Consider the following 18897-nt stretch of genomic DNA (forward strand, 5'->3'; position numbering starts at 1 on the left):
GCGTTATCCCAATAGTCGTGCGCCAGTGGTATCCAAGCGGCAAATATGAACAAAACCTTCATCGTTTTGCAGATAGTGATTAGTCAGCCAATCGGCCATGCGTTGTGCAGTCGCGCCGTCGTCACAGATCGCAAACAGCGTTGGGCCGGAACCGGAAATGCCGCAGGCCAGCGCGCCGAGTTCCTGCGAGGCTTTGCGCGCTTCGGCAAAGCCCGGCAGCAGGCGGGTACGGTAAGGTTCAGCAATCACATCCTGCATCAGCTTGGCGGCCAAGCGCGGTTGCTGCGTGTGGCACGCGTGAATAAAGCCCGCCAGATAGCGACCATGGCTGATACAGTCCTGACGGCGATACTGCGCAGGCAGAATGGCACGCGCTTCTGCGGTCGAGACTTTGATACCGGGGTAAGCCATCACCCACAGCCACTCTTTGAAGCAGGGCACTTCCTGACAGATATTGCCCTCTTCTTCCAGCATCAGTTGCAAACCGCCGAGATAGCACGGAGCAACGTTGTCATAATGCACGCTGCCGGAAATGCGCCCTTCCAACTCGCCCATCAGCGCCAGCAGTTGCATGTTATTCAACGGGCGCTGGCAAAACTCGTTCATCGCCATCAGGCCAGCCACTACCGAACAGGCGCTGGAACCCAGCCCTGAACCGATCGGCATATTCTTCTCCAGCCGCATCGCCACCGGAACCTCGCGGCCGATTTCCTGGCAGAAACGCTCCCAGCACTGGTAGACGATGTTCTCTTGCGGATCCGCAGGCAGCTTACTGACAAAGCGCCCGGCATTTTCCAGGCTGAAGCGAGAGGCCGCCTCTACGCTGACGCAGTCGCCCAGCAATGAACCGTCGATAGGGGAAACCGCCGCCCCCAGCACGTCGAACCCGACGCTGACGTTACCAATTGAGGCCGGTGCATACACCTTAACCATATTAAACTCCCAACTTCCATGACAGTGTGCGCAACAGATCGGCAAATACCCCTGCCGCCGTCACATCATTACCTGCGCCATAACCACGCAGCACCAGCGGCAATGGTTGATAATAACGGCTGTAGAAGGCCAGGGCATTCTCACCGTTCTTCACTTTATACAACGGATCGTTGTCATCTACCGCATCAATACGCACCTGGCAACGCCCCTCTTCGATCGCCCCCACGTAGCGCAATACTTTACCTTGCTCAGCGGCATCGGCCACGCGACGGCCGAATTCGGCGTCCAACTCAGGCAGGCGAGCCAGGAAGCTCTCTACGTCCCCCGACGCGTCAAAGGACGCAGGCAGCACCGACTCAACCTCAATATCGCTCAGCTCAAGCGCATAACCCGCTTCACGTGCCAGAATCAGCAGCTTACGTGCCACATCCATACCGGAGAGATCGTCACGCGGATCGGGCTCGGTGTAACCATTCGCCTTGGCCTTCAGGGTGGCGGCCGACAGCGACATGCCTTCATCCAGCTTGCCAAAGATAAACGACAGTGAGCCCGACAGGATACCGGAGAAACGCGTCAGTTCATCACCCGCGTTAAGCAGATTCTGCAGGTTTTCGATCACCGGCAGGCCTGCACCCACGTTGGTATCGTACAGGAACTTGCGGCGTGAACCCGCAGCCGCGCTGCGCAAGCGCTGGTAATAGTTCATTGACGAGGTATTGGCCTTCTTGTTTGGCGTCACCACGTGGAAACCATCGGCGAGGAAATCAGCATACTGATCGGCCACCGCCTGGCTGGAAGTACAGTCGACGATCACCGGGTTCAGCAGGTGGTACTCCTTCACCAAGCGGATCAGGCGCCCAAGGTTGAACGGCTCCTGCGCACTGCCCAGCTCATCGCGCCAGCTTTCCAGCGAAATGCCGTGCACGTTGGTCAGCATAGCGCGCGAGTTGGCGATACCACAGACGCGCAGATCGATGTGCTTTTGCTTCAGCCAGGGTTGCTGGCGATAAATCTGTTCGATCAATGCCCCGCCCACGCCGCCCACGCCAATCACAAACACTTCAATCACCTGATCGGTGTTGAACAGCATCTGGTGGCTGACGCGCACGCCGGTTGTTGCGGAATCATTATCGACCACCACGGAGATAGAACGTTCAGAAGACCCCTGGGCAATAGCAACGATGTTGATGTTGGCACGCGCCAAGGCCGAGAAGAAGCGCGCAGAGATACCGCGCAAGGTACGCATACCGTCACCCACCACCGAGATGATCGCCAGGCGCTCCATCACGTCCAGCGGTTCCAGCACGCCGTCTTTCAGTTCCAGATAGAACTCTTCTTCCAGAGCACGGCGCGCACGCTGCAGCTCGCTCTGTGGCACACAGAAGCTGATGCTGTATTCGGAAGAGGATTGCGTAATCAGCACCACGGAGATCCGCGCCCGCGACATCACGGCAAACACTCGCGCCGCCATGCCCACCATCCCTTTCATGCCCGGGCCGGAAACGTTGATCATCGCCATATTGTTCAGGTTGGTGATGCCCTTCACTGGCATCTCGTCGTCCACGCTTTGACCACCGATCAGAGTGCCGGGAGCTTGTGGGTTGGCGGTGTTTTTAATCAGGCAGGGAATTTGGAACTGGGCAATCGGAGTGATGGTACGCGGGTGAAGCACTTTGGCGCCGAAGTAAGAAAGCTCCATCGCTTCCTGGTACGACATCGATTTCAGCAATCTGGCGTCGGGCACCGTACGCGGATCGCAGGTATAAACGCCGTCGACATCGGTCCAGATCTCACAACAGTCCGCACGCAGGCAAGCGGCCAGCACGGCAGCGGAATAATCAGAACCATTACGCCCCAGTACCACCAATTCGCCCTTGTCGTTACCGGCGGTAAAACCGGCCATCAGCACGATGTGGTCCGCTGGAATAGCGGCAGCGGCAATACGCTTCGTGGATTCGGCAATATCGACGGTAGATTCCAGATAGTGGCCTTGCGCGAGCAGTTTTTCCACCGGGTTAATCACGGTGACCGGATACCCTCTGGCTTTGAATACCCCCTCCATCATAGCGATGGAAAGCTTTTCGCCACGGCAGATGATGGCAGCATTCACGCTATCCGGGCACTGCCCGAGCAGCGCCACGCCGTGCAGCACCTGTTTCAACTGTGCGAATTCCTGATCGACCAGCGCTTTCAGGCGATCGTACTCAAAACCCGGTAATGCCTTGGCCAAACCGCTCAACAACTCGGCAAAAATGCGCTCGGCATCGCTCATCGTGGGCTGAATATCCTGCCCGGCTACCGTTTTTTCTATCATCGCCACCAAGTGATTGGTGATCTTGGCGGGTGCGGACAATACCGTGGCTACCTGCCCTTGACGCGCGTTATTCTCCACGATATCGGCAACGCGCAGAAAGCGTTCCGCGTTTGCTACCGAGGTCCCACCAAATTTCAGTACTCGCATTTCTGTTTATCTCCTGAATTTATGACGAAAAAAAAGCCCGCACTGGTTAGGTGCGGGCTTTTTTCTTCTCTTTCCTGTGCGCGTCAGCCCGCCCCGTTACCTGTGGTATCGGTGGTGGTAATAATTGTGGTATTCAGGCTGATGGTTCGCATTTGGTCTGTCTGTCTCATTAGAATCTTGTCACCTCTATTGGTTAAAGCAATCGCTTTCCCAAGTCAAATTATTTCTTCAAACCGCTCACTTAATGAGCAATTAGGAGTCTGCGCAATGAAACAGACCAAAACCAAAATTGCAGAATAAAAAATCAATAAAAAGCCTAATTCACAGTGGATTAAACTAGATTATCAAAAAATAACCTTAACATCACTTCATCAATTTTTTTTCGATGTCATGCAGCAGCGTATGCAACATCACGAGATCGCGCTGTTGTAAGACTCCCAGCCGTTGATGGAGCCAATCGCGCAATTTTTGGTCATCGCTAACCTCCAGAGTGTTCAACAGCCGATCGGTGCGCTGACGCAACGCCTTCAATTGCCCAGCATCGGCGGCAGGTTCCCTCGGCGGGCCAATCTGCATCAATTGCGCAAGCTGATAGCAATACACCATCACCGCCTGACCAAGATTAAGCGAAGGGTAGTCAGCAATCATCGGCACGCCGGTCAGTAAGTCCGCCAGTTCCAGCTCTTCATTGGTCAGGCCAGAATCTTCGCGACCAAACACCAACGCCGCCTGCTGCACCCACTGTTGGCGCTCTAGCAATTGCCCAGTCAGTTGCTGCGGCGTGCAGTAATAATGAAAACGAGCGCGGCTGCGGGCAGTGGTGGCCACGGTAAAATCCACATCGGCCAACGCCTGTTGCAAGGAAGGGAACGTCTGTACCGCATCCAGAATGTCACCCGCGCCATGTGCCACCCAACGCGCAGCAGGCTGCAGATGAGCCTCGCTGTCGACAATACGCAACGAGCTGAAGCCCATGGTTTTCATCGCACGCGCTGCTGCGCCCACATTTTCCGGCCGCGCCGGAGCCACTAACACGATATGAAACTGCATCATTACTCCAGCAAAAAGTAAAAATAGTTCTTTGACTGTTGGGGGCAGCCTGATTATATTTACAAATGGTTAACATGACTCATTACCCCCAAAAATAGGGATAAACAGCACTTTGGTTACATAAATCAAATGAAAGCTTAATATCTACAAGATTACATTTAATTTATTTATTAATCATGCAATTAACAATTTCACCCTACCAGTTAATCAGCGATTGTAACGCATCACGGTGGACAATGCTGAATCGTTCACAGAATTTGTTAATCTATGGCTTAAGCTTGCATTTCTGTAAGTGTTTTTCACAAATCTGTTAACGTGCTAGAATTGAATTTGATATATGTCAACAAAGCGTAGTTTTGTTGGGTGATGAATTCGGTACGCGCTGTTATATTGCTGTTAATAGGGTTAGGATATGCGCCGTTTTGGCATCATTTGGGGATGCTGGTAATAGCGTCTCCTCCAAGCTAGCGATCTTGTTGACATTGATGGAAAGTGCATCAAGAACGAGTTTACGTACTTTAGTCGTTTGATCATTAGAGGGAACGTGAGCGGTATCTCTGCCCTCCACGAAGAATACAAAGACTTCTGTACTTCCTATTTTCTATTTTGTTGGCAATTTTAGGTAGCAAATATGCAGACCCCGCACATTCTGATTGTCGAAGACGAGTTAGTCACTCGTAACACCCTGAAGAGCATTTTCGAGGCGGAAGGCTACATTGTTCATGAAGCCAATGACGGTGCAGAAATGCACAACATCCTGTCTGAAAATGATATCAACCTGGTTATCATGGATATCAACCTGCCGGGCAAAAACGGTTTACTGTTGGCACGCGAACTGCGTGAGCAAGCCAGCGTGGCGTTGATGTTCCTGACAGGCCGTGATAACGAAGTGGATAAAATCCTTGGCCTGGAAATTGGTGCCGATGATTACATCACTAAACCCTTCAATCCGCGCGAGCTGACTATCCGTGCGCGCAACCTGCTGTCACGCACCATGAATCTGGGTAGCGTCGGCGAAGAGCGCAAGCTGGTTGAAAGCTACAAATTTAATGGTTGGGAACTGGACATCAACAGCCGTTCTCTGATCAGCCCGGCAGGCGAGCAGTACAAACTGCCGCGCAGCGAATTCCGCGCCATGCTGCACTTCTGTGAGAACCCGGGCAAGATCCAGTCCCGCGGTGAATTGCTTAAGAAGATGACCGGCCGCGAGCTGAAACCGCACGATCGCACCGTCGACGTCACGATCCGCCGCATTCGTAAGCACTTTGAATCCACGCCGGATACGCCGGAAATCATTGCTACCATCCATGGTGAAGGTTATCGCTTCTGCGGCGATCTGGAAGAATAACTTCCGCAACGCTTTATCTAGGGGGGCCAGCATCATGCTGACCCCTTTTGTTTTATTTGGCCTCACCCCAAGGGATGATTGGTACCGCGCTCAAGGCATTCTTCGGTGAACCGTCAATCACTTTATCCGAATAGGTCAAATAGACCAGCGCATTACGTTTAGCATCATAAAAACGCACTACCTGCAGCTTTTTGAACACCAGCGACGTCCGCTTCTGGAACACCACGGTGCCTTCTGACTTACCGTTTTTAATCTTGTCATTCAGCACGATAGGGCCAACCTGCTGGCAGGAAATCGCCGCATCCGAGGTATCTTCCGCCAGCCCAAGACCGCCTTTCAGCCCGCCGGTTTTTGCACGGCTGATATAACAGGTTACATTTTTAACATCCGGATCATCGAACGCTTCAATCACAATTTTATGGTCTGGACCAAACAGTTTAAATACCGTATCCACTGAACCAACCAGCTCCGCCTGCGCACCGTTGATCGTTGCACAAACGAGGCCAAACAAAAATATCCATCCTTTTTTCATTTACTTAACTCCAAGAAAACTGCCTAAAGGAAAACGGTGCGGTAATTAAGAACGCTTATGTTTTAGATCACAGAACAGAGATTTTCTCGACCCGAGCTGCCATTTTTAGCACAGCACGGGGGAAAAATCTTTGGGAGTCGCAGAAGAAAAAAATTGCTATTATGCGGGCATCTTCATTTCTTTATGCTTGTTAGTGTGTGGCTCCCCCGGTTGTTGCCCGGCGCATAGAGAGGGACACGGTGTGTCATGCAACTGATTGATGGATAAATCAGTTAGCATCAGGTACCAGCGTGATTAATGAAATCGTTCGGGTCCCGACCCTACAGCTCTACGAGGAAGATCTATGGATCAAGCCGGTATCATTCGTGATCTGCTTAGCTGGCTGGAAAGCCATTTGGACCAACCTTTGTCATTGGACAACGTGGCAGCAAAAGCGGGCTACTCTAAATGGCATCTGCAACGGATGTTCAAAGATATCACCGGTAACGCCATCGGCGCTTACATTCGGGCCAGGAGATTATCCAAAGCCGCGGTCGCGTTACGCTTAACCAGCCGCCCGATTCTGGATATTGCCTTACAATACCGCTTCGACTCGCAGCAAACCTTCACCCGCGCGTTCAAAAAACAGTTTACCCAAACACCCGCCTTGTATCGCCGTGCCGAAGACTGGAGCGCATCAGGCATCTGCCCACCGATACGCTTAGGAGCATTTACTCTGCCGCAGCCGGAGTTTGTCACCCTGTCAGAGCAGCACCTGATTGGCCTGACACAGAGCTATTCCTGTACCTTGGAACAGATCTCCAACTTCCGCAACGAGCTGCGTGCACAATTCTGGCGGCAATATTTGGGAGAGGCAAAAACCCTGCCCCCGGTGCTGTACGGCCTGCACCATTCACGGCCAAGCCAGGAGCGGGACGACGAGCAGGAAGTGCTGTACACCACCGCGCTGGAGCCGCATCACGTGCCAGCCAACGTTCAGGAAGGCCAGCCGATAATACTGCAAGGCGGCGAATATGCCATGTTCTGCTATCAAGGGCCGAGTTCAGGCCTGCAAGATTTTATCCTGATGCTGTACGGTACCTGCCTGCCAGCGCTCAAACTGACGCGCCGCAAAGGGCATGACATTGAGCGTTTTTATCCGCAAGGTGACCGCAGGCCGCCTCAGGCATCCACAGAGATCAGGTGCGATTACCTGATCCCGGTCCGGCGTTAACGCTGCAGTTCGTCTAACGCGGGCATGTCCAGGTGCGAAACATCGCCCGCGGTTTCCACGATCCAGCCAGAGGCCAGCCACTGGCTTTGCTGATAATCAACCCGTGATAGCGAACAGTTACGCAGGCGCAGGCGGCGCTCCGCATACGCCGGCAGCCCCAGCACCGTGCTAATCAGGCAGCCCAGGGCGATACCGTGGCTGACGATCAGCGGCTTGCTGCCCTGCGGCAACGTCAGGCAGTTTTCCAGCGCGGCACGCACGCGTTCACCCAACTCCACCATAGATTCACCTTGAGGGATACGGGCGTCGGCAGTACCATCGACCATCTGCTTACGCCACTGCTCTTCCTGCGGTGTCAGGCTGTCGATAAAGCGTTCCTCCAGAACGCCCATGTGCAGTTCACGCAGCCGCGCGTCGTTAATCACGTCACAACCACACGCCTCTGCAATAATTTGCGCAGTGCGACGGGTGCGGCCCAGATCGCTGGTAATCACGTGCGTAATGCCTTCAAGACGCATGCGCTTGGCAACCTGTCGTGCCTGATATTCGCCTTTAGCGGTTAACGGGCTGTCGGACTGGCCTTGAATACGACGGGCCGCGTTCCATTCCGTTTCGCCGTGGCGAACAAGGTATACCTGTAACATGTTTGTTTTCCGTTATACTGCGTGAAACTTGAGTTTATCTGCGCCCGGCGGCCACTGATACCAACGCTTGGCGTATTGTGACAGAAGGATATTAAACCCGTTATGTACCATGTTATAGCTGCAACTACCAACCCGGCAAAGATCAAGGCTATTCAACTGGCCTTTGCCGATACCTTTGGCGAGGACCAGTGCCGTATTGAATCGGTAGACGTCGCCAGCGGCGTCTCAATGCAACCGATAGGCAATGTCGAAACGCGTACCGGTGCGCGGCAGCGGGTGATGGAAGCACGGCAGGTGCGGCCAGAGGCCGACTTTTGGGTTGGCGTCGAGGCCGGGATCGAAGAGAACATGACCTTTGCCTGGATGACGATAGAAAACCCGCAAACCCGTGGTGAATCGCGCTCTGCCAGCCTGATGCTGCCAGAGACTATTTTACAGGGAATTCGCGCTGGCCGCGAACTGGGGAGTGAAATGGCGGAGCTGACGGGCAATACCGAGGTTAAGCGTCAAGGGGGCGCGATCGGCATTTTTACCGATGGCAGGCTGAGCCGCACCAGCGTTTACTATCAGGCACTGCTGCTTGCTCTAGTGCCGTTTCACAACCCGATTTACCGCAGCTACGCTAACAATACGCCACCTCAATAATCCGCTGGGGTGATGCTACTGTGCATCGCCCAGCAACTGCTGCTCCAGCCACTGCTTCAACGCCGGGGATGCCGCTTTCAGGCTGTTCGAACCACGAGTAATGGTGGCAATCCCTGCCCCCAGTTCGTCCTTCAGTTCACGCTGGCTCATTTCACCACGCATCAACTCCTGAATAATCCGCACGCGCGTCCCCAGTGCGGCCCGTTCGTCCGGCGTCAGCAGCAGTTGCATCAGTTGTTGGTGCAGATCTTGGGTAAACGAACTTTTCAACAGCGCCACAAAGCGCAACCAATCGTCGTTGCCTGGTTCTGAAATAGCGGGATCGTTAAGTGATAATTGCGTCATGGCAGCCACCATACTATTTAACTAGTACAGCAGCATACCATATCCCTACTGGCCCGCAAAATTCAGGCCAGTAGCGTTATAGGTTTAATCTCAATAGCGCCGCTGCCATTCCGCATCGGTCAACACCTTCGCCGGACGATGCATGAAGTAGCGATAAAACGCATCGTAAGCCAAGACGTTCTTCACGTAAGAGCGGGTTTCCGAGAAAGGAATACTTTCTACAAACGCCACCGCGTCAACGCGGCCATCGCTATTCCCTAACCAGGTATTCACCCGCGACGGGCCAGCGTTATAAGCCGCCGAAGACAGAATACGGTTACGGCCAAATTGCTGGTACACCGACTCGAGATAGCTGGTGCCAATGTTGATATTGGTTTTAGGATCAAACAATTGGCTTGGGCTGGAGTAGCCCGGAATGCTGTACATTTCCACCGTATGCTGAGCGGTACGCGGCATCACCTGCATCAGCCCGGTAGCACCGACTGGTGACTGGGCTTTCGGGTTCCAGGCGCTTTCCTGGCGGGCAATGGCCATCGCATAACTTGGCGTAATGCCTTTATCCTCTGTGGCACGATGGAACTCCTGTGACCAAGCCATCGGGAAGCGCTCTTCCAGGTGATCCCACAGCTTGGCGACGATGGTTGCCTGCACGCTCAGATCGGCCCATTTCTGATCGAAAGCATAACGCGCCAAGGCTTCCTGCTCAGGCTTGCTACGGCTGGCCACGAACGAACTCCATTCACTGCGCGCCAGGTTGTCCATATTCCAGTACATCAGCTCACGCACGCGGGCAATTTCCGGGCCATTCACCAGCGCAGCGCTGGGCTTGGCAGCAGCAAGCACCTTTACTGGGTAAGGCATATTCAGCTTTTGGGCCGCTACCATCGGATAAAAACCACGTTCATTCATCAGGCTCCGCAGTATCTGCTCCCCTTCGCTGCGCTTGCCTTCATCGATCAATTCACTGGCACGCCAGTAACGCCATTCGTCTTTATTGCGGGATTCTTCCGGCAAACGCGCCAGCCAGGTTTTCAGCCCCGCACGATCGCCCGCCCCCAGTGCCATACGCACCCGGCGTTCCAACAGTGCGGGAGACTGGCTGCGCAAGATCACCCGATCGCGCCATTGAGCCTGCTCAAAAGTGGCATCACTGCCCATCAACCGCCAGGCCACCGCCTCTTCCAGTTCCAGCTTCTCGCTGTCACTCATTTTCTGCAGACGGGCAAGGGTCGGGATCATCGCACGGGCACGTTCCGCGTCCTGGCGCGCCAACCGGGCGAAAACGATGCTGGTAGCAGAACGGGTAAAATCGGTCGGGCCAACGCTGCGGGCAAATGACTCTACCGTGGCGGGATCGTTTTGCAGGCGAACCAAGGCATCACCCATAGTCTGATAACTGGCAGGCAACTGGCGATACAGGTAGTTCACCAGGCTGCTGTTACCCTCAGCCAATGCCAATTTCATGCGCGCTAGGGTATTCAGAGGAGTTTGCTTACCGGCAGTCTGCCAGACGCCGAACAGCTTGTCGCAGGAGCCCGGCAGGGTTTTACCACTCAACCAGATCTCATCGGCACCGCGCCAGGCAGCTTGCTGATCGCCGGTTATCCATTTGGCATAATAATAATTACAACGCGCCGCAACGGGTTTAGGGGCCTGCGGGCTGAACGCCAGCAGCGTGCGCCAGTCCTCACGGCTTGCTAGTTCATTGACAAAGCGAGCAGACAGCGATTGGGCAGGCGGTAAGGTCGGGTTTTTCTGCAGGAATTGACTCACCTGCGCAACGCTGGCAGTGCTGAGATTCTGCGTTAACTGGCGGTATTCCAGGTACGGATACAGCGGATAATCCTGCAGCGTCGGCAACAGTTGCTGCACTACGTCCTGCTGATTGTTGTCCCAAGCCTGCTTGATTTGCAGGTAACGCTGACGCTGGGCATCCAAAGAATCTGCCAATGCTGCACCAGAAAATGCTGTGAGGCACAGGCCTACTGCCAGAAGCCGCCATTTGTCCATACTTACTCTTTCCTCACTGGGTTGTCTTGCCAAGAAGCCTACGCACCACGTTCAGCAGCACTTGATACTTATCATAGACAGCAGAAACGTATATCCATTCCTTAGATTATAAGAAGTTTACTGCCACTGCGTATTTCATTGTACGGCAATCTGGTTTCGAATTGAGATCTTGATAACTCAGGTGATTATCTAAACTTTTTTCATCAACAATAGGCGGGATGTTCTATAGTTTTCTTTGCTGGCACCTTGTTTTTCTATACACAAAATGACAGTAAACAAATGTTAAAACAGAAATATTCACATTATTGATAAAACAACAATGATTAATTTGATTTTGTTATTCCAGATCAAAATTCTAAGCTAGCGATTACTTACTATCATGCGGCCAATGACTTACCCACTGGGTTGTTGAAAATTATTAATATTCACGCCTGTATGACAGCAAAACCATGGATACCATCTCCGGCAAAGGGGCTGCCGACGCAAGTGGATAATACAGATTCAATTTACTTTTAGGAGAGGTGCCACATGCCAACACATTCCCCCAATGAGCCCCATGCCCCCATTACTCCGGAGAAAGCGTGGTATCAGTATGATATCGAAGAAACTCTTCAGCGTTTAAACAGCCAGCCCGAAGGCTTGAGTGAACAAGAAGCCACCGCACGCCTGGCTAAATTCGGCCCGAATGCGCTGCCTGAAAAGGCCGGGAAAAGCGCTTTCATGCGCTTTATTGCCCATTTCAAAGATGTGCTGATCTATATCCTGCTGGCCGCGGCCTTTCTTAAGGCGGTGATGGGCCACTGGATCGATACCGTGGTGATCCTTGGCGTGGCTGTCATCAACGCGCTGATCGGCTTTATCCAGGAAAACAGCGCAGAGAAATCGCTGAAAGGTATTCGGAATATGCTTTCCAGCCAGGCGATCGTGGTGCGTGACGGGATTAACCATACGGTGAATGCCGAAGACCTGGTGCCCGGCGATATCGTGTTGCTGCGCCCTGGCGATAAAATCCCTGCCGATCTGCGGCTGTTGGAATCGCACAACCTGCAGGTTGAAGAGGCGATCCTGACCGGCGAATCGACCGTTGTCTCCAAACAAACCGATGCCATTACTGAAGAAGCAATGATTGGCGATCGCACCAACCTGCTGTTCTCTGGCACCACCATCAGCGCCGGGAATGCCAAAGGCGTGGTGATCGCCACCGGTGGTCATACCGAGCTCGGCCACATCAGCGAGATGATCTCTACCGTTGAAACCCAGCGCACACCGCTGCTGCAACAGATGGACCGTCTGGGCAAAGGGATCTTTATCCTGATCCTGGTGATGATGGTGCTGTTGGGCCTGTTCGCCTTAACGCTGCGCGATATGCCGATCGGTGAGTTGCTGCTGGCCTTGATCAGCCTGGCGGTAGCCTCGGTACCCGAGGGACTGCCTGCCATCATCTCGATCATCCTGTCGCTGGGCGTGCAGGCGATGGCGCGCAACCGCGCGATCATCCGCAAACTGCCAACGGTAGAAACCCTCGGTTCGATGACGGTGATCTGCTCGGATAAAACCGGCACCCTGACCATGAACGAAATGACGGCGAAAAACGTCATCATGGCCGATCATTCCTTCCGCGTAGAAGGCGAGAGCTATCAGCCCACCGGCGGCATTTTCTTCGCCGATAGCAACAAACAGGCGCGGGTGCAGGACATCCCCACGCTGGCGCAGTTCATTACCGCCATCACCCTGTGTAACGACAGCCAGGTGAAGCAGGATGACAGCGGCCGCTGGATCATCACCGGCAGCCCGACGGAAGGTGCGTTGAAAGTGTTGGCAATGAAAGCCGAACTGGCGATCGGCGAAACCCGTCAGTTGGCGAAGATCCCGTTCGACTCCAGCTACAAATACATGGCAGTACGCAGCCAGGTAGCAGGCAAAAATCAGGTGTTCCTCACCGGCGCCCCTGACGTGCTGTTCTCGCTGTGCGAATTGGAGTTGACCGAGTCCGGCATCAAACCGTTCCGCCGCGACTACTGGGAAAAAGAGATGTCGCGCTTTGCCGAACAAGGCTTGCGCATGGTGGCTGCCGCCAGCAAAACCACACCTGACGAAGCCGTCAAGCTGGATCATGACGATATCCGCCAGCAGATGGTGTTTATCGGCATCGCCGGGGTGATGGATCCGCCACGCCCTGAAGCGATTGCCGCCATCGCCGAATGCCAGCAGGCCGGTATCCGCGTGAAGATGATCACCGGCGACCACCAGACAACCGCTATGGCCATCGGCGCCATGCTCGGTATCGGTAACAGCCAGGACTCCATCACCGGCAACCAGTTGGAGCATATGGATGATAAAGCGCTGGCAGAAGCGGCTGCGCATTACGATATCTTTGCCCGCACCAGCCCGGAACATAAGCTGCGCCTGGTAAAAGCCTTGCAACATCGGGGGGAAGTGGTCGGTATGACCGGCGATGGCGTCAACGACGCGCCAGCGCTGAAACAGGCCGATGTTGGTATCGCCATGGGGATCAAAGGCACCGAGGTCACCAAAGAAGCCGCAGATATGGTCTTGACCGACGATAATTTCGCCACCATCGCCAGCGCGGTGAAAGAAGGCCGCCGGGTATATGACAACCTGAAGAAAACCATCCTGTTCGTGCTCCCCACCAACCTGGCGCAGGGCCTGTTGATCATCATCGCCATTCTGGCGGGAGCGATACTACCGTTAACCCCGATCCAGATCCTGTGGATGAACATGGCTACGTCAACCACCCTGTCGTTCGGCCTGGCGTATGAACCGGCGGAGAAAGGGTTGATGCACCGTAAGCCGCGCGTACCGGGCAGCCACGTGCTGGATCTGCACGCCATCTGGCGCATCGGCTTTGTCGGTATTCTGATCGCCATCAGCGCCTTCATACTGGAAGCCTGGATGGCACCGCGCGGTTACAGCAGCGAATTCATCCGTACCGTGCTGCTGCAAACCCTGGTCACCGCGCAGTGGGTTTATATGTTCAACTGCCGCACGGCCGATCGCTTCCCGCTGAATCGTCAGGTGTTTATGAACAAAGGCCTGTGGCTGGTGAGCGGCGTGCTGCTGCTGTTACAGATGGCCATCATTTACCTGCCATTCATGAACTCGCTGTTCGGCACCGAACCGCTGCCGCTGTTCTACTGGGGCATCACGCTGCTGATTGCGGTCGCGCTGTTCCTGATTGTGGAAGCCGAGAAGTGGGTTATCGTGCGCATCAAGGCAAACCGCAAAAAAACGGCGTAAGCTCTGCGCCAATTTTTATCCAGCGCCCGGCTTCCCTGCCGGGCGTTTTTCTTTATCGGCGGCAAATTCCCCTGCCGCGCACATTAACGGGTATACTTAGCGATCGTCGTGGGAGGTCTGGGATCTGTTGCTGAAACGGGCTACACTCGTGCCGCCAGACATCCTATAAAAACTGATAGAGAGGCTCGGAGCAACGTGGCTCAATACGTCTATACCATGCATCGCGTCGGCAAAGTGGTTCCGCCGAAGCGTCATATTCTGAAAAACATCTCCCTGAGTTTCTTCCCTGGGGCCAAAATTGGCGTACTGGGCCTGAACGGCGCCGGTAAATCCACCCTGCTGCGCATTATGGCCGGCATCGATACCGATATCGAAGGGGAAGCTCGCCCGCAACCGGGTATCAAGATTGGCTATCTGCCACAGGAACCGCAGCTCAACCTGGAACACACCGTACGCGAGTCGGTAGAAGAAGCGTTGGCAGAAGTGGTGGGTGCCCTGAAACGCCTTGACGAAGTGTACGCGCTGTACGCTGAAGAAGGGGCTGATTTCGACAAGCTGGCCGCAGAGCAAGGCCGCCTGGAAGAGATCATTCAGGCGCACGATGGCCACAACCTCAACGCCCAGCTTGAGCGCGCCGCCGATGCTCTGCGCCTGCCGGAGTGGGATGCCAAGATCGCCAACCTTTCCGGTGGTGAGCGCCGCCGCGTTGCGCTGTGCCGCCTGCTGCTGGAAAAGCCGGACATGCTGCTGCTGGACGAACCAACCAACCACCTGGATGCAGAATCCGTGGCCTGGCTGGAGCGCTTCCTGCACGACTTCGAAGGCACCGTAGTGGCGATCACCCACGACCGTTACTTCCTGGATAACGTTGCGGGTTGGATCCTCGAGCTGGACCGTGGCGAGGGCATTCCGTGGGAAGGCAACTACTCTTCCTGGCTGGAGCAGAAAGACGCTCGCTTAGCGCAGGAAGCCTCTTCCGAAGCCGCTCGCCGTAAGTCAATCGAGAAAGAGCTGGAGTGGGTGCGTCAGGGCACCAAAGGGCGTCAGTCTAAGGGTAAAGCCCGCCTGGCACGCTTTGAAGAGCTGAACAGCACCGAATACCAGAAACGTAACGAAACCAACGAACTGTTTATCCCACCGGGCGCACGCTTGGGCGATAAAGTGGTGGAAGTCAGCAACCTGCGCAAGTCTTATGGCGATCGCGTGTTGATCGACGATCTCTCTTTCTCGGTACCTAAAGGCGCAATCGTCGGCATTATCGGCCCGAACGGTGCCGGTAAATCGACGTTGTTCCGCATGATGTCCGGTCAGGAACAGCCTGATTCCGGCAGCATCACGCTGGGTGATACCGTCAAGCTGGCCTCGGTCGATCAGTTCCGCGACAGCATGGATAACGCCAAAACCGTATGGGAAGAAGTCTCCGGCGGCCAGGACATCATGCGCATCGGCAACACCGAAATGCCAAGCCGCGCCTACGTCGGCCGCTTTAACTTCAAGGGCGTCGATCAGGGTAAACGCGTGGGTGAGCTGTCCGGTGGTGAACGCGGGCGTCTGCATCTGGCCAAGCTGCTGCAGGTTGGCGGCAACGTGCTGCTGCTCGATGAACCGACCAACGACCTGGATATCGAAACCCTGCGCGCGCTGGAAAACGCCCTGCTGGAATTCCCAGGCTGCGCGATGGTGATCTCGCACGACCGTTGGTTCCTTGACCGTATTGCCACCCACATTCTGGATTATCAGGATGAAGGCAAAATTGAATTCTTCGAAGGTAACTTTACCGAATACGAAGAGTACAAGAAGCGCACTCTGGGTGCCGAAGCATTGGAACCGCGCCGCATCAAGTACAAAAGAGTCACCAAGTAATCCGATTCAGCCCGTGCTATGCGGGCTGAAGTTGATGACAAAGTCGCTTTTGAACCCGAGATACTCGGGCCTAGCGCACCGAGGGGCGCTCCGGCGGCTTACGCCGCTACGACCCCTTCGGCTCGCTCTCCCTAATAACGGGCTTTGTCAGCAGTCTGCGCCCGCACTATGCGGGCTTTTTCTTATCCCTTAGAGTAAATACCTATTCAAAGGAGCAGCGCCATGTCAATCAAGGCCATTGCCGTCGATCCGCAAAATCCCGCCCGCTTTATTGAGATCGCCCCAGAGCAACCCACGCCGGGCCAGTACGATCTGCTGGTAGAGGTGAAAGCCGTTTCCGTCAACCCGGTGGATACCAAGGTTCATGCCAACTTACAGAAGAATGGTCTGCAGCAGCCACGTATTCTCGGCTGGGATGCCAGCGGCGTGGTGCTGGCGGTCGGCAGCAGCGTAACGGGTTTCAAACCCGGTGACGAAGTGTGGTACGCCGGGGATATCACCCGCCCAGGCAGCAACAGCACCCAGCAACTGATCGACTCACGCATTACCGCGCATAAGCCGCGCACGCTGAACTGGGCCGAGGCCGCCGCCATGCCGCTGACTGCCCTCACCGCCTGGGAAGCGCTGTTTGAACATCTGAAGATCCAGGATGCCGCAGCGGGTAAAACCCTGCTGATCATCGGCGGAGCCGGTGGCGTGGGTTCCCTGGCGATCCCGCTGGCCGCGCAACGCAGCAAGGTGAAAGTGATTGCCACCGCTTCACGCCCCGAATCTGCCGCCTGGTGCCGCGAGCGCGGTGCCGAACTGGTGGTGGATTACCGCGATCTGCAAGCCAATCTGGCCAAAGAAGGCATTAAGCACGTCGATTACATCCTGTGCCTGAATGATACCGACGGCCACTGGCCTGCCATCAGCGAGTTGATCGCCCCGCTGGGCGATATCTGCACCATCGTGGAAAACACCCAGCCGCTCGATCAGAACGCGCTGAAGCTGAAAAGCGCTGCGCTGCATTGGGAATTCATGTTCACCCGCAGCATGTTCACCACGCCGGATATTGCCGAGCAAGGGGAGATCCTCAAGCAAATGGCGCAGCTGCTGGATGCCGGGCAACTGAAGACCACGCTGAGCGAAACGCTGCATGGCCTGACGGTGGAAACAGTGGCCGCTGCACATGCCAAGCTGCTGGAAGGCCATATGCAGGGTAAGTTAGTGATTGTTTATTGATAACGTCAGGGCGCAGTCTGCTGCGCCCTCATCCTTCAGCGCGACAGCGGGGAAACCCCTACCAACCGGCTGGCATCCGCCGCCAGCAATTGCTTGACCAGCTCAACGCAGCGCAGGAAACGCTCTTCATAATCGCTGGATTCAACGTGCACGTATTCGATGTTATTGGCACGCAGCATCTCTTCCAGCAAGTGCTGAAACGCTTTGCGATCGACCGGGTTACCCAGGCTGCGTAAACCATCAGCCACCCACGGCGTATTATTCTCCAGCAGGATCACCAGGTCGAAACGGTACTCATCGATCAACGCCTGCACAAACGGGTGCTCTCGCCCTTCATATTTCTTGCAGAACGCCTGAGTGGTGACAAAATCGGTGTCGATAAACGCCACTTTGTTGGCATATTTCACCGCAAAATCCACGTACTGCGCCTGCCCGAGCGCAATCTTGTCGTAGTCCGAGTACTGCAGCGCCATCTCGTCGCCACCCAGGTGGGAGAACACGTAGTCACGGCCATATTCCCAGGCACTGGTGGTGTTGAAGATATTCGCCAGCTTGTTCACCAGCGTGGATTTGCCGCTGGATTCACCGCCCAAAATGGCCACGGTACGCACGAAGAACGGCTTCACTTCGGTCGGGATATAGTCCCAGTAGCGGAACGGATCCTGGCGGATCTGACGGCCGCTGATGTTCATAAAGGAGCGTTCGGGATCCACCAGAATGGTTTCGATATCCAGATGCTCACGGTAGCGCGGCGCATCCTGCTCTTCGCTGGAATAGATAAAGCTCGGCACGATGCCCTTCTGCTCCATGAAGTTCTTCATACCGTTGCTCCAGACATCCCAACCGTGCGGGTAAGGTTCGATGCCTTTCTCGTCGAAGGAGTGGATATGGATGTTTTTCTGGTATTTGAAGGTTTGCAGCAGCCAGCGCAGGCGGTCGCTGACCGTCGGTTGCTGTGACATCGAGCTGTTCTCGAACAGTTCGCGATCGCGCGGCTCGTCATGACACAGAATCACGTGCAGCTCGTCCACCTGGCTACAGGCACGTTGGATCAGGTAAATATGGCCGGTGTGCAGCGGGTAAAATTTACCAAACACCACGCCGACTTTTTTCTCGCGGCGCGGGAATTCCAGCCCGAGAAAACGGTGTACGGCCTCCAGCTTCTGCGCACTGGGGCTCTTGATTTTATCGTTCAACAGTTGGCTGAGATAGCCTTTGGTCATGCTGCTGGCATCGGCCACCTGTTGTAATGTACAACCCTTTTGCTTAATCGCCGCTTTCAGGTAATCGAACTGCCGCATAACCCCTCCAAGTTTATATATCCTTCATCTTTCAAGCCGCAGCGCTGTTGGCTGCGGCATAAAAGCTAAC

The 18897-nt window shown here is 54.9% G+C and carries 15 protein-coding genes, 1 pseudogene and 1 other annotated feature; of the genes and pseudogenes, 6 read left to right on the top strand and 10 right to left on the bottom strand.

Features of this window, described 5'->3' with window-relative positions; translation table 11 throughout:
- Positions 1-3: 3 nt before the first annotated feature.
- From thrB to yjjY, 5 genes and pseudogenes are all read right to left on the bottom strand, one after another.
- Complete coding sequence (gene thrB / locus BMI79_RS13205) at positions 4-933, bottom strand: homoserine kinase (RefSeq protein ID WP_076942595.1); 930 nt, start codon at positions 931-933, stop codon at positions 4-6.
- Position 934: 1 nt separating this feature from the next.
- Positions 935-3394 carry a bifunctional aspartate kinase/homoserine dehydrogenase I gene (gene thrA / locus BMI79_RS13210; RefSeq protein WP_076942596.1) on the bottom strand — a complete coding sequence of 820 codons (2460 nt, stop codon included), beginning with the start codon at positions 3392-3394 and terminating at the stop codon, positions 935-937.
- 26 nt (positions 3395-3420) lie between these two features.
- Positions 3421-3539 (bottom strand) — a sequence feature (Thr leader region).
- Positions 3478-3564 (bottom strand): thr operon leader peptide, encoded by an 87-nt coding sequence (thrL, locus tag BMI79_RS13215; RefSeq protein WP_076942597.1) that lies wholly within the window; start codon positions 3562-3564, stop codon positions 3478-3480. (Overlaps the previous feature by 62 nt.)
- 193 nt (positions 3565-3757) lie before the next feature.
- Positions 3758-4444, bottom strand: coding sequence for a tRNA/rRNA methyltransferase (locus BMI79_RS13220; protein ID WP_076942598.1), 687 nt, complete (start codon positions 4442-4444; stop codon positions 3758-3760).
- A gap of 385 nt (positions 4445-4829) precedes the next feature.
- Positions 4830-4967 (bottom strand): annotated as a pseudogene (yjjY, locus tag BMI79_RS24500) (YjjY family protein); the annotation flags it as partial.
- Positions 4968-5075: 108 nt separating this feature from the next.
- Here yjjY and arcA point away from each other — a divergent pair.
- Positions 5076-5792, top strand: a complete 717-nt coding sequence (arcA, locus tag BMI79_RS13230; RefSeq protein WP_076942600.1) for a two-component system response regulator ArcA — start codon at positions 5076-5078, stop codon at positions 5790-5792.
- 52 nt (positions 5793-5844) lie between these two features.
- Here arcA and creA read toward each other — a convergent pair whose 3' ends face one another.
- Positions 5845-6324 (bottom strand): protein CreA, encoded by a 480-nt coding sequence (gene creA, locus BMI79_RS13235; RefSeq protein ID WP_076942601.1) that lies wholly within the window; start codon positions 6322-6324, stop codon positions 5845-5847.
- A 343-nt stretch (positions 6325-6667) separates the two neighbouring features.
- On the opposite strand from creA, the gene robA reads away from it, so the two are divergent.
- On the top strand, positions 6668-7537 hold the full coding sequence (robA, locus tag BMI79_RS13240) for an MDR efflux pump AcrAB transcriptional activator RobA (RefSeq protein WP_076942602.1): 870 nt from the start codon (positions 6668-6670) through the stop codon (positions 7535-7537).
- On the opposite strand, the gene gpmB is transcribed toward robA, so the two are convergent.
- Positions 7534-8181, bottom strand: coding sequence for a 2,3-diphosphoglycerate-dependent phosphoglycerate mutase GpmB (gene gpmB, locus BMI79_RS13245; RefSeq protein ID WP_076942603.1), 648 nt, complete (start codon positions 8179-8181; stop codon positions 7534-7536). The two genes, robA and gpmB, sit on opposite strands and share 4 nt — an antisense overlap.
- Positions 8182-8283: 102 nt before the next feature.
- Here gpmB and yjjX point away from each other — a divergent pair, with 102 nt between their 5' ends.
- The gene (yjjX, locus tag BMI79_RS13250; protein WP_076942604.1) at positions 8284-8826 is read left to right on the top strand and encodes an inosine/xanthosine triphosphatase; all 543 of its coding nucleotides are present in this window, start codon (positions 8284-8286) and stop codon (positions 8824-8826) included.
- Positions 8827-8841: 15 nt separating this feature from the next.
- On the opposite strand, the gene trpR is transcribed toward yjjX, so the two are convergent.
- Both trpR and sltY read right to left on the bottom strand, forming a co-directional pair.
- Positions 8842-9171, bottom strand: a complete 330-nt coding sequence (trpR, locus tag BMI79_RS13255; protein WP_076942688.1) for a trp operon repressor — start codon at positions 9169-9171, stop codon at positions 8842-8844.
- A gap of 90 nt (positions 9172-9261) precedes the next feature.
- Complete coding sequence (gene sltY, locus BMI79_RS13260) at positions 9262-11181, bottom strand: murein transglycosylase (RefSeq protein WP_076942605.1); 1920 nt, start codon at positions 11179-11181, stop codon at positions 9262-9264.
- Between the two features lie 528 nt (positions 11182-11709).
- Here sltY and BMI79_RS13265 point away from each other — a divergent pair.
- The 3 genes from BMI79_RS13265 to BMI79_RS13275 all read left to right on the top strand — a co-directional run bounded on the left by BMI79_RS13265 (position 11710) and on the right by BMI79_RS13275 (position 17526).
- On the top strand, positions 11710-14439 hold the full coding sequence (locus BMI79_RS13265) for a cation-transporting P-type ATPase (protein WP_076942606.1): 2730 nt from the start codon (positions 11710-11712) through the stop codon (positions 14437-14439).
- Positions 14440-14634: 195 nt separating this feature from the next.
- Entirely contained in the window at positions 14635-16302 is a 1668-nt protein-coding gene (gene ettA / locus BMI79_RS13270) for an energy-dependent translational throttle protein EttA (RefSeq protein WP_076942607.1), read from the top strand.
- A 222-nt stretch (positions 16303-16524) separates the two neighbouring features.
- Entirely contained in the window at positions 16525-17526 is a 1002-nt protein-coding gene (locus BMI79_RS13275; RefSeq protein ID WP_076942608.1) for a zinc-binding alcohol dehydrogenase family protein, read from the top strand.
- Between the two features lie 35 nt (positions 17527-17561).
- Here BMI79_RS13275 and nadR read toward each other — a convergent pair whose 3' ends face one another.
- Positions 17562-18827: a multifunctional transcriptional regulator/nicotinamide-nucleotide adenylyltransferase/ribosylnicotinamide kinase NadR gene (gene nadR / locus BMI79_RS13280; RefSeq protein ID WP_076942609.1), complete on the bottom strand. Its 1266-nt coding sequence runs from the start codon at positions 18825-18827 to the stop codon at positions 17562-17564.
- Positions 18828-18897 lie beyond the last annotated feature (70 nt).

Origin of the sequence: Serratia oryzae, from assembly GCF_001976145.1 — a bacterium.
Taxonomy (GTDB): Bacteria; Pseudomonadota; Gammaproteobacteria; order Enterobacterales; family Enterobacteriaceae; genus Chania; species Chania oryzae.

Excerpts from the sequence above, each read along its gene's own strand:
- BMI79_RS13220 (WP_076942598.1), bottom strand. The coding sequence starts at position 4,444 with ATGCAGTTTCATATCGTGTTAGTGGCTCCGGCGCGGCCGGAAAATGTG.
- thrA (WP_076942596.1), bottom strand. The coding sequence starts at position 3,394 with ATGCGAGTACTGAAATTTGGTGGGACCTCGGTAGCAAACGCGGAACGC.
- creA (WP_076942601.1), bottom strand. The coding sequence starts at position 6,324 with ATGAAAAAAGGATGGATATTTTTGTTTGGCCTCGTTTGTGCAACGATC.
- thrB (WP_076942595.1), bottom strand. The coding sequence starts at position 933 with ATGGTTAAGGTGTATGCACCGGCCTCAATTGGTAACGTCAGCGTCGGG.
- trpR (WP_076942688.1), bottom strand. The coding sequence starts at position 9,171 with ATGACGCAATTATCACTTAACGATCCCGCTATTTCAGAACCAGGCAAC.
- gpmB (WP_076942603.1), bottom strand. The coding sequence starts at position 8,181 with ATGTTACAGGTATACCTTGTTCGCCACGGCGAAACGGAATGGAACGCG.
- BMI79_RS13265 (WP_076942606.1), top strand. The coding sequence starts at position 11,710 with ATGCCAACACATTCCCCCAATGAGCCCCATGCCCCCATTACTCCGGAG.
- sltY (WP_076942605.1), bottom strand. The coding sequence starts at position 11,181 with ATGGACAAATGGCGGCTTCTGGCAGTAGGCCTGTGCCTCACAGCATTT.
- thrL (WP_076942597.1), bottom strand. The coding sequence starts at position 3,564 with ATGAGACAGACAGACCAAATGCGAACCATCAGCCTGAATACCACAATT.
- arcA (WP_076942600.1), top strand. The coding sequence starts at position 5,076 with ATGCAGACCCCGCACATTCTGATTGTCGAAGACGAGTTAGTCACTCGT.
- robA (WP_076942602.1), top strand. The coding sequence starts at position 6,668 with ATGGATCAAGCCGGTATCATTCGTGATCTGCTTAGCTGGCTGGAAAGC.
- nadR (WP_076942609.1), bottom strand. The coding sequence starts at position 18,827 with ATGCGGCAGTTCGATTACCTGAAAGCGGCGATTAAGCAAAAGGGTTGT.
- BMI79_RS13275 (WP_076942608.1), top strand. The coding sequence starts at position 16,525 with ATGTCAATCAAGGCCATTGCCGTCGATCCGCAAAATCCCGCCCGCTTT.
- yjjX (WP_076942604.1), top strand. The coding sequence starts at position 8,284 with ATGTACCATGTTATAGCTGCAACTACCAACCCGGCAAAGATCAAGGCT.